The organism is Sphaerobacter sp., assembly GCF_019683595.1.
Taxonomy (GTDB): Bacteria; Chloroflexota; Chloroflexia; order Thermomicrobiales; family Thermomicrobiaceae; genus Sphaerobacter.
The window spans coordinates 1-10,000 of the sequence record NZ_JADGHZ010000093.1 but is presented as its reverse complement, the minus strand read 5'-3'; the positions used below and the strand labels follow the sequence as shown (position 1 = coordinate 10,000).

Annotated in this window: 8 protein-coding genes, 1 tRNA gene and 1 pseudogene (1 of these 10 cut by a window edge); 8 read left to right on the top strand and 2 right to left on the bottom strand. The window is 67.7% G+C overall.

From position 1 onward, the window contains the following. Positions 1–31, top strand: a tRNA-Met gene (locus IRZ30_RS10820) (it extends 44 nt beyond the left edge of the window). 107 nt (positions 32–138) lie between these two features. Here the strand turns inward: IRZ30_RS10820 and IRZ30_RS10815 are convergent. Then, positions 139–2,331, bottom strand: coding sequence for a 3'-5' exonuclease (locus IRZ30_RS10815; RefSeq protein WP_294085099.1), 2,193 nt, complete (start codon positions 2,329–2,331; stop codon positions 139–141). A gap of 218 nt (positions 2,332–2,549) precedes the next feature. On the opposite strand from IRZ30_RS10815, the gene cpaB reads away from it, so the two are divergent. The 7 genes from cpaB to IRZ30_RS10780 are packed head-to-tail and all read left to right on the top strand — an operon-like array spanning position 2,550 to position 9,483. After that, entirely contained in the window at positions 2,550–3,530 is a 981-nt protein-coding gene (gene cpaB / locus IRZ30_RS10810) for a Flp pilus assembly protein CpaB (RefSeq protein ID WP_294085097.1), read from the top strand. Next, positions 3,531–4,796 (top strand): response regulator, encoded by a 1,266-nt coding sequence (locus IRZ30_RS10805; RefSeq protein WP_294085096.1) that lies wholly within the window; start codon positions 3,531–3,533, stop codon positions 4,794–4,796. 46 nt (positions 4,797–4,842) lie between these two features. Further along, positions 4,843–6,303 (top strand): CpaF family protein, encoded by a 1,461-nt coding sequence (locus IRZ30_RS10800; RefSeq protein WP_294085093.1) that lies wholly within the window; start codon positions 4,843–4,845, stop codon positions 6,301–6,303. Positions 6,304–6,351: 48 nt separating this feature from the next. Then, complete coding sequence (locus tag IRZ30_RS10795) at positions 6,352–7,332, top strand: type II secretion system F family protein (RefSeq protein WP_294085092.1); 981 nt, start codon at positions 6,352–6,354, stop codon at positions 7,330–7,332. Between the two features lie 27 nt (positions 7,333–7,359). Beyond that, positions 7,360–8,283 carry a type II secretion system F family protein gene (locus IRZ30_RS10790; protein ID WP_294085091.1) on the top strand — a complete coding sequence of 308 codons (924 nt, stop codon included), beginning with the start codon at positions 7,360–7,362 and terminating at the stop codon, positions 8,281–8,283. A gap of 31 nt (positions 8,284–8,314) precedes the next feature. Next, entirely contained in the window at positions 8,315–8,779 is a 465-nt protein-coding gene (locus tag IRZ30_RS10785; protein ID WP_294085090.1) for a DUF192 domain-containing protein, read from the top strand. Further along, positions 8,779–9,483, top strand: coding sequence for a ComF family protein (locus tag IRZ30_RS10780; protein WP_294085089.1), 705 nt, complete (start codon positions 8,779–8,781; stop codon positions 9,481–9,483). Before IRZ30_RS10785 ends, IRZ30_RS10780 begins: the two co-directional genes overlap by 1 nt. A 185-nt stretch (positions 9,484–9,668) precedes the next feature. On the opposite strand, the pseudogene IRZ30_RS10775 reads toward IRZ30_RS10780, so the two are convergent. After that, positions 9,669–10,000, bottom strand: a pseudogene (locus IRZ30_RS10775) (1-deoxy-D-xylulose-5-phosphate reductoisomerase); the annotation flags it as partial.

Genomic DNA, 10,000 nt, shown 5'->3' with positions numbered 1-10,000 from the left:
GTCGCGGGTTCGAATCCCGCCCCCGCTACCAGCAACAGCCGACCCATTCGGGTCGGCTGTTTTGGTTTGTTCCGTGCATCGGCCGATCTCACGTCGAGATCGGCCGTTTTTCTTGTTGGTCCTGTCGGGTACGTCGTCTCAGAACATGGAGAGTTGCTGGACGGCGGGCGCGGTACGGACGACCGCGACGTCGGAGCGCGCCGTGAGTGGCGGGAAGTGATGGTCGAAGGCTGCGTCGTCGGGGAACAGCGGGCGGAACCGCGCGGCCATGTCACGCAGACGGCGCAGGAGGTAGTCGACATCCTCATCCCCCGCGTACTGCTCGATGCGGGCGAGGCTGCCGTCGGCCCGTTGGTAGACCGCGATGCGCTCGCCGATCCGTTCCCCTGCGGCGGCGTCGGCCAGTCGCCGGTTGGCCTCGCTGGTGTACGTCTTCTCGGTGATCGTCTCCCAGCGGGCGATGTCCTGCACCGGAAGGGCGCGCTGGATCAGGCGCTCGGCCGTGTCGAGGTAGAGGTCGCGGACGGTGGCGGGCGTGCCCTCGATGAAGGCGCGAGCGGCATCCCGCAGGAAGCGCCGCAGGACCGGCTCCTCGCGCCGTGAGCGCAGGCTGCTCCCCTTGAGGATGATCCGTCCGTCCTGCGCCCGCAGGACGTAGTTCTTCGTCTTGAGCGAGATCATGCCGTCGAAACTGCCATCGTGCGCCAGGCTAATGCCACGCGGCAGCCGCTCGCCGATCGCGGCGACGAAGGCTTCCTCGGCGTCCCGGCCGCGCACGTGGGGCGGTGGGCGGAAGTAGACGCCGTCGGTGTCGATCTCGATCGTCTCGGCGCCGGCCTCATCGAGGGCGTCCACGACCTGCCGGATGATCTCCTGCCCGCGCAGCGTGACCCGTCGGGCTGCATCAAAGTCGCTGAAGAGCGCGCGGCCGTAACCGAGGTAGCCGTAAAAGGAGTTGATGAGCACCTTGAAGCTGGACTGGAGGCCGAGCCAGCGTGCCTGCTCCGCGCCGGTCGTCTCCCGTGCGCGGCGCTTGGCTTCCAACCGCCGGGCGGTGAGGACCTCCAGGAGGTCGAGGTAGACCTGCAGCACGTCGGTCGCGGGGGCGATGCGGTCGCTGAGCATGATGGCGGGGTAGAGGCTTTCGACATCGCACTTGACCACCGGGCGGAACACCCCGACGCGGCGGACCTCCGTGTAGCCGCCGGGGTAGGGCTTCGGCGTATCCGGGAGGGGCAGGCTGTGCTCGAGCGCGAGGTAGACGCGGGTCATGAGGTAGTTGATCTTCTCGCCCGGCCCGCCGGTGGCGACGCCCTGTAGCCCGCGCGGCAGGATCTGGCTCTGATAGAACTCGGTCGGGAGGGCCAGCTCGCTCAAGAGCGCCACGTCGGCCACGTCGTCGAGCGCGTAGGCGTGGACCCGCTGCCGATCCTCGGCATAGACGCGGCCGATCTCGTCGCCCGGGATGAAGATGCGATCGGGATGGGTGAGGCCGAGCGCGTCGATCGACTGCTTGAGCCCGTAGCTTTCCAGCTCGTTGGCAGTGTCGTAGCGCTGGATCTGCTGGTAGGTGTCGACGATGTGCCGGCCGAAGATCGACACCGCCTGGTACGGGATCGTTCGCGCGCCGGCCTTGAAGCGCTGGGTGCCGCCGATGCGGGGCGGTGAGCCGTCCCGGCCCCAGGCGAGCGTCACCCCGTGCTGCCGGGCCCGCTCGATGAGGAACGGCAGATCGAAGTTGAAGAGGTTGTGCCCCTCGATGACGTCGGGGTCGATCTGCTGAATGCGCTCGGTGAGCGTTTGCAGCACCCCCGCCTCACCCAAGTCGGCAACGTCGAGCACTTCCCGCCGGCCGCGGTTGGTCGACAGCGCCACGACCAGGATTTCGGCGCGGTTCGAGCGCGCGTCGAAGCCGGTCGTCTCAATGTCGATCTGCATCCGGACGATGTCGTCGAAGTCCATGCCGCGGAAGAGGTTCCGCCCGGTCAGGGTGAGGTACTGATCGGTGGGGTGCCCGAAGGTGTGGACCGGGTACCCCCGCTGCTGGATCTGCTCGATCGCGGCGCGGAAGGCATTCCAGCTCACGAACCGGGCGAGGTACCGCAGCGGGAGATCGCCCTGGAGGCGCACGATCTCGGCACCGCGCCGGTCGAGGGCGCCAGCGCCCTCCTCGGTCAGTACAGCCCACGGGTGGAAGGGAGCCGACTCGGCCACCACGCGATCATCGTGCAGGCGGCGAAACACGCGCACGTGTGACTGGCCCACGCGCTCGACCGCGACGATACGCTCCGTGGGGTCCTGGCCGTAGAGAAGGGTCGCTCGATCCTGCATATGCATCGGCCTCGCCGGCAACTATACCACGCGGGGCCGGCAGTCCCCGGGACTGCCCCGGTATTGCTCGTTACCAACGTACTATGGCCCTGGCATAAGCACGTTCCTACACTCTGAGTAGCACATCGACCAGGCTCCGTCTGCGATGTAGCCGAAATCGTGGCAACGGCCACCTGTGACGAGGCGGCTCACAATGAGCCGGAGAGGGAACGTACTGTATGCGCAAGGGCGGACGGCTCTTCATTCTCCTCGGCGTGGCATTGGCGCTGGTGGCGGCGTTGCTGGCAATCGTCGCGTTCTCCGGGGTTCTCGGCCAACCGGAGGAAGAAGGCAACGCGCCCGCGAAGGCCAATGTGGTGGTCGCTGCGCGGGATATCCCGGCCAACACCGTGCTCTCCGAGGATGACATCCAGGTTACCCAGGTAGATGCGTCGGGCGTGGCACCGGGCAGCGCGACCTCGCCCGCGCAGGTCGTCGGGATGGCGGTGTCCGGGAATCTGGTCAAGGGTCAGCAGATCCTGGCCGCCAACCTGGTCGCACCAGGGCTCACGTTTGACCTGGCTGAGGGGCGCCGCGCGATCGCGCTGCCGGTGGACCGGATCAATGCCCTGGGCGGGATGATCCGCCCGGACGACCGCATCGACATCATCTACTCGGTGCGGATCAACCTGTCACGCGTGGTGCCGTCGGAGCCGTTGGAGGTGCGCGACACGACCACAGGGTACGCCAAAGACGACACGCTTGTGCTGCAACCGCCGCCGGGGGCGGCCGAGGGGCAGACCTACCCGTACCCGGGTGAGCCTGGCTCGCGCTTCCTGGTTGAAGACAACGCACCGGGGAACCCGGTGACCAAGGTCGTCGTGCAGAACGTGCGCGTGTTGCGGGTGATCGCGGGCGATACCACGGTCAGCAACGGCACGAGCGCGACCGGCGACGGCGAGGCGTCGAGCACACCGACTGCGCCGCAGGGTGCGGCGGAGAAGTTGCCGGATGCAGACCTGCTGGTGCTGGAGGTCGATCCGCAGCAGGCTGAGGTCATCAAGTTCCTGATGGACAACGACGGGCAGTACCAGGTCGTTCTGCGCCCGAAGGACGACAACGGCGCGGTGACCACGACCGGGGTGACCTACGAGCAACTGGTCAACGAGTACGGCCTGCCGGTGCCGAAGACCGTTCGGCTGCCGGGTGGAGGACAGTAGATGTCTGGGAGCACGATCCGGGTTCTCATCGTCGATGATGTCGCGGAGAGCCGCGACAACGTCGAAAAGCTGCTGCGGTTCGAGCCCGACATCCAGGTCGTGGGGAAGGCATCGAGCGGCAAGGAAGGGATCGACCTAGCCGTCGCGCTGCACCCGGATATCGTGCTCATGGACCTCAACATGCCCGACATGGACGGCATCGCGGCGACGATGCAGATTTCGGCCAAGGTGCCGACCACGTCGGTGATCATGATGTCGGTCCAGAACGAGCCGGACGTACTCCGGCGGGCCATGCTGGCGGGGGCACGTGAGTTCCTGGCCAAGCCCTTCAGCCTCGACGAGTTGATCCTTGCCGTGCGGCATGTCTCCCGCCTGGCGCCGCGTCCGGTTCAGGTCGTCACCGCGGCCGCGGCGACCGGCAGCCCGAACGGCCGGGCCGGCGACGGCACCAAGGGGCGGATTATCAGCGTCGTCAGCAGCAAGGGTGGGGTCGGCCGCACGACCCTGGCGACCAACCTGGCCGTCGCCATCCGGCGCGCCACGCAGAAGCAGGTCGTCCTGGTCGACGGTGCCCTGCACTTCGGCGATGTCGGCGTCATGATGAACGTCGCAGACGGGAAGACCATCGCCGACATCGTGCCCCAGGTGCACTCGCTCGATCGGGAACTCATGGACGACATCCTGGTGACGCACGGGAGTGGGGTGCGGCTGCTGCTCGCGCCGCCCACCCCGCAGGAGGCGGAGACTGTCACGGCCGAGCACCTGCGTGCGTCGCTCTCGCTCTTGACTAAGATGGCGGACTACGTGGTGGTCGATACCCGTCCTGGATTCGACGACGCCATGCTGTCGATCATGGATGCGTCCGACCGGATCCTGCTCGTGCTGACGATGGAGATGACCGCGATCAAGGACGCGCGGCAGTTCCTGGAGATCACGGAACTGCTCGGCTACCCGATGGACAAGGTTCTGTTGGTTCTCAATCGCCAGAACACGTTCTCGGGTATCCCGGCGCAGGACATTGCGGAGAACCTCAAGCGCGAGCTGGTCGCGAAGATCCCGGACGAGCCGGCGGCGCTGCTCCGGAGCGTGAATGAGGGGGCGCCGCTGGTCGAGACCCAGCCGGAGCACCGCGTCTCGGTCGAGATTAAGCGGCTCGCGACCAGCCTGGTCGCGGAGGATGCGACCGAGGTTGCGGTGACGGTGAAACAGTCGGAGCGCGCCACCGGGCTGGTGGGCCGTCTCCGGACAGCCTTGCGTCATGGTTGAGCGGTCAGCCGCGCCGATGTCCTCCGGGATGGGTAGGGAGTAGGGCATGTCGCTCTTGAAGCGCCTGGGCAACGTACCAACGGAGGCCGTGGATCCAGCGCCGCCTGCGGCGCCGCCGCAGACGACCAACCGGCTCTCGCCACCCGCAGCGCCCGCGACGCAGCGCGTCGCGACCGGCGAGCTTGCGGCGCTTCGCCGGCCGACCTTGGGAAGCAGCCCCACGGCTGCGCACCGCAACGACTCCTTCAATGAACTCAAGAGCCGCATCCAGAACCGGCTGATCTCCGAGCTCGACCCGCGCATGGACCTGGGCAACCAGGAGGAGGTGCGGCGCACGGTCGAGGAGACCTTTGCCTCCGTGCTGGAGGCAGAGAACATCGTGCTGACGCGCGTCGAGCGGCTGCGCCTGTTCGAAGCGATCGCCGCCGAGATCCTGGGATACGGGCCGATCGAGCCGCTGCTCAAGGACGACAGCGTCTCCGAGATCATGGTCAACGGCCCACGCCAGGTCTACGTCGAGCGGAACGGCAAGCTGGAGCTCACCGACGTCACCTTCCAGGACGACGACCACGTCATGCGGGTCATCGACCGAATCGTGTCCCCGCTGGGGCGGCGCATCGATGAGAGTTCGCCGATGGTGGACGCGCGTCTGCCGGACGGCTCCCGCATCAACGCGGTGATCCCGCCGATCTCGCTGGTCGGACCGACGCTGACGATTCGAAAGTTCGCGCGGGACCCGCTGACGGCCGAGGACCTGGTGCGCTTCGGCACGATGAGCGAGGAGATGGTCACCTTCCTCAAGGCGTGCGTTGAAGCGCGGTTGAACATCGTGGTGTCGGGCGGAACGGGCTCCGGTAAGACGACGACGCTCAACGTCTTGTCGTCGTTCATCCCGCCTGACGAGCGCATCGTGACCATCGAGAACGCGGCAGAGTTGCAGCTCCGCCAGGACCACGTCGTCACGCTGGAGTCGCGGCCGCCCAACATCGAGGGACGCGGGGAGATCACCATCCGCGACCTGGTGGTTAACGCCCTCCGAATGCGGCCGGACCGGATCGTGGTCGGTGAGTGCCGCGCCGGTGAGGCGCTGGACATGCTCCAGGCGATGAACACCGGCCATGACGGCTCGATGACGACGGTGCACTCGAACAGCCCGCGCGACACCCTGGCTCGCCTGGAGACGATGTGCCTTATGGCGGGGGTGGAGTTGCCGGTGCGCGCGATCCGTGAGCAGATCGCGGCGGCGGTTGACCTGATCATCCACCAGGCGCGCCTCAAGGACGGCTCGCGCAAGATCGTCGCGGTGACGGAGGTCCAGGGCATGGAGGGCGACGTCATCGTGATGCAGGACATCTTCGTCTTCGAGCAGACCGGTATGGAGAACAACAAGATCGTCGGGCGCATCAAGCCGACGGGCATCCGACCGAAGTTCGTGGAGAAGTTCGAGGTTGCCAACATCTATCTGCCGCCGACGATCTTTGGGGTGGGTTACGATCGGCTCTTCTGATTCGGGGCACGCCGCCGGCTGGCAGGGTGGCACCGTTAGGAAGCGGGCGTGGATCTCCTGACACTGGTCCTCATCTTATTCCTCCTGGCCGCGGGTTTGGTGGCACTCGGCCTGTTGGTCCGCCGAGAACAGGCGGTGGCACCCGAACTCGAAGAGCGGCTGGAGCGGTTCGCCTCACTGGAGTCGCTGGCAACGGAGTCGCTGTCCGGTGCCCGCACGCCGAACGTCCTCGCCCAGCAGGTCGACCGCGTTGTCCAGGGCAAGACGTTCTCGGAGGCGGTCGCGCTGCAACTTGCGCGCGCCAACATCCGGATGACGGTGGGCGAGTTCCTCATCGTCCGTGCCGGGTCGGCCGCGTTCGGGTTCATGCTGGGGTTCCTGCTCGGACGCGGGATCACGCAGCCGATTTTGGGGCTGCTGGTCGGCCTGGTCGTGGCCCTGATCGGCTGGATGGTCCCGCACTGGTATATCTCGATGCGGGCGCGGCGGCGGACGAACGCCTTCGTGAACCAGCTTGGTGACACCATCACCCTGATGGCCAACTCGCTGCGGGCCGGGTACAGCCTCCTGCAAACGATGGAGCTGGTCGCGCGCGAGTCGCCGCCCCCGATGAACGAGGAATTCCGGCGCGTGGTGCAGGAGGTCGGGCTCGGCATCCCGACGCAGGAGGCGATGGCGCATCTGCTGCGCCGGGTGCCGAGCGAGGATCTGGACCTCCTGATCACGGCGATCAACGTGCAGCACGAGGTGGGTGGCAACCTGGCGCAGATCCTGGACGTCATCGGGGAGACGATCCGGGAGCGAGTGCGCATCAAGGGTGAGATCCGCGTGCTCACCGCCCAGCAGAGCATCTCCGGCTACATCATCTCCGCGCTGCCGGTTGGCCTGGCGCTGTTGTTGATGGTGATCAACCCCGGATACGTGATGGGCATGATGCGCTGGCCGTGGATCTGTATGCCGATCGGCGGGGTGGTGTTGATCTTCCTCGGCTTCATCGCCATGCGGAAGATCGTCAACATCGAGGTCTAGCAGGGACGAGCGGGGTAACGCACGACGATGCAACAGATGCTGCCGGTTCTCTCCATTACCATCATGGTGGTCGCCCTCGTACTGGTGGTCCTCGGCGTGCGCAAGCCGCGGCCGCAGGTCGTGATTGAGGAGCGTCTTTCTCAGTTCGGCCACCGCGTGCCCACGCTGGAAGAGCTGGAACTTCAGCAACCGTTCAGCGAGCGCGTGCTGAAACCACTGCTCCGCCGCCTGGCCGGGATGATGTCGCGGTTTGCCCCGAAGACGAGCCACCAGCGGCTGCGCCAGAAGCTGGTGGAGGCCGGCAACCCCGCCAACCTCGGCCCGGCCGAGTTCACGGGGCTGCGCGTGCTGCTGGCCGGCGGCCTGGGTGGCCTATTGTTCGTCCTCTTCCTCATGAGCGGCAGCAGCCTGCTCTACCTGATCCTGTTCCCGGCCGTCGTGGGGGCGATCGGTTACCTCCTGCCGGGCATCTGGCTGGGGACCCGCATCAAGCGGCGCAAGACGGCGATCATCCGCGCGCTGCCGGACGCCATCGACCTGCTCACGATTAGCGTGGAGGCCGGGCTCGGCTTCGATCCCGCGCTGCAGCGCGTGGTGGAGAAGTGGGACAACGAGCTGACGCGGGAGTTCGGCCGCATGCTGTCCGAGATCCGCATGGGACAGTCGCGGCGCGAGGCGCTGCGCGACCTGGCCGCGCGCACCAATGTGGATGACCTCAACGTGTTCGTCTCCGCCGTCGTGCAGGCCGACCAGCTCGGTGTCAGCATCACCCAGGTCCTGCGCGTGCAGTCGAAGCAGATGCGCATGCGCCGCCGCCAGCGCGCCGAGGAGCAGGCACACAAGGCGCCGGTCAAGATGATCTTCCCCATGGTGTTCCTCATCTTCCCCGCGCTCTACATCGTGCTGCTCGGCCCGTCGGTGCCGATCGTGTGGGAAGCGTTCGTGCGCTGACCCCGCGCGGGTCGGCCGAGGGGAGCGCCGCGTGACGAAGCGCGACCGGCAGTGGCCGGCGTCGATCCGGGTACTGAACACAACGCGGGGCACGGTCGTGGCCGAGCGTGTGCAGGTGGCGCGCAGCCTCTGGGAGCGGACGCGCGGACTGATGCTCCGTCCCACGCTACCACCCGGCACCGGTTTGCTGATCGATCCGTGCTCGTCGATCCACTCGATGTGGATGCGCTTCCCGATCGATGTCCTCTACCTCAACCGCGACGACGTGGTGGTGCGGATTGCCGAAGCGATGCCGCCGTGGCAGATCGGCCCGTTGTTCACCGGGGCCCGCTACGTGATCGAGCTGCCGCCGGGTACGATCCGCGCGAGCAAGACGTCGGTCGGCGACCGGCTCGACTACGTGCCCGCTCGCTCCGCAGGCGCCACGCTCCCAGACGAATTGGAATCCGTGGGGAGCCCAGCCGCCACCTCCACACGTGCCTCGGACGTGCACTGATGCCGAGCCCGCTCGCGTGGGCCCGCCGGTTGGTGCGGGCCGTGGAGGCCACGCTGCTGCCGGCGGTCTGCGGCGGCTGCGGCCGGCGCGGCGAGTGGCTCTGTCCCACCTGTGCGGCTGCGTTGCGCCCGCTAACCGGCCCCCAATGCCGCTGTGGTCGACCTCGCACGCGTGGCCGGGTCTGCCCCATCTGCGCGGAGTGGCCGGAGGGGCTGGGACCGATCCGCGCCGCCTTCGTCTTTGAAGGCCCGCTGCGGTCATCCATCCACCGCGTCAAGTACCGTGGCGAGTACGCTCGGGGCCGGTATCTCGGCGGTCTGCTGGCCGACGTGGCCGCGGCAACGCTCCACGACACCCCCCTGGACCTTGTCCTGCCGATCCCGCTCCACCCTCGCCGCCAGCGCGAGCGGGGATTCAACCAGGCGCAGATCCTGGCCGAGGTGGTGGCCGAACGCCTCGGCGTTCCCGTGGGGCAGGATCTCCTGCGCATCGTCGATACCCGCCCACAGGTCGGCCTGGACTACGCCGGTCGCCGGGCGAACATGCAGGGCGCCTTTCGCGCCGGCCCGGGCGTGGGCGGCGCGTCGGTGCTTCTGATCGACGACGTCGTCACCACAGGTGCCACGATGGAGGCGGCGGGCCTGGCCTTGCTGGAAGCCGGTGCACGACACGTCCGCGGCCTAGCCCTGGCACGCGGGGCGTAGACGGGGACGCCCCGGCCTGCGTGCTAGGGCATGGGCCGGGGGCTCTCGTCCTGGGCCTCTGGATGCGTGCCGCTGTCGAAGGTCCATATGAGTCGTCGAGCGCAACAAGTCCCGACTCAAAAACGATTCGCGAGGCAGGTGATCGCCGCGGCCGCGGTCCCAGTCGTCGGGCCGGTACTCGGGGATCAGCGGGCGGTGGCGGCGATGAGGGTTTCGGCTTCGCGGCGAGCCCAGGCATCGGCTTCGGCGATGGCTTCGAGGGTGAGGAGGCCGGGTTCGGGCTGATGGCGGTCGACCACCTCGCGGACGACGTCCACGATGCCGGTGAAGCCGAGACGTCCGGCGATGAATGCGGCGACGGCGACTTCGTCTGCGCTGCTGAGCACGGTCGGGTAGGTGCGGCCGGCCTTGCCGGCGGCGCGGGCAAGCTGGAGTGCCGGGAAGCGCTCGGGGTCGGGTGGGCGGAACTCGAGCTGGCCCAGGGCGGCGATGTCGAGTTGGAGGTGCGGGGCGGGCG